Source organism: Streptomyces sp. SID12501 (genome assembly GCF_010550245.1).
Lineage (GTDB): Bacteria > Actinomycetota > Actinomycetes > Streptomycetales > Streptomycetaceae > Streptomyces.
Window position 1 is genome coordinate 1 of record NZ_JAAGLU010000371.1, and the last position, 541, is coordinate 541.

1 protein-coding gene is annotated in these 541 nt (G+C 69.1%); it reads right to left on the reverse strand.

Annotated elements, in window-relative coordinates; translation table 11 throughout:
- Positions 1-92: 92 nt before the first annotated feature.
- Positions 93-386 carry a co-chaperone GroES gene (gene groES, locus G3I71_RS46295; protein ID WP_046528945.1) on the reverse strand — a complete coding sequence of 98 codons (294 nt, stop codon included), beginning with the start codon at positions 384-386 and terminating at the stop codon, positions 93-95.
- Between the last annotated feature and the right edge of the window lie 155 nt (positions 387-541).

The following is a 541-nucleotide window of genomic DNA, read 5'->3' on the forward strand; positions in this document are numbered from 1 at the left end:
CGTCACGCGTCGCCCCACGACGACGAAGGCCCCCTCCGGGACGGAGGGGGCCTTCGTGCTGCCGGGGACGGGCCCCGGGTGCAGCGGAGTCGTCAGCCGACGATCGCGAGGATGTCGCGCGCCGAGAGGATCAGGTAGTCCTCACCGGCGTACTTGACCTCGGTGCCGCCGTACTTGGAGTAGATGACCTTGTCGCCGACGGCCACGTCGAGCGGCACACGGTTCCCCTTGTCATCGATCCGGCCCGGACCCACGGCCAGGACCTCGCCCTCCTGGGGCTTCTCCTTGGCGCTGTCCGGGATGACGAGACCCGACGCGGTCGTCGTCTCGGCCTCGAGGGTCTTGACGACGATCCGGTCCTCGAGGGGCTTGATGGAGACGGACACAGCGGACCTCCCCTTCGCATGTGAGTCGTTCTGAGGCAGTGTCTGCGCCGCACCGTCGCCGCCGTCGTCGCGGGTGCCGGGGCCACCTGTGCGGTTGGCGCCCCCTGACGGGACCGCCGGTTCCTCACTCTAGGAATGCGTTAGCACTCGGTCAA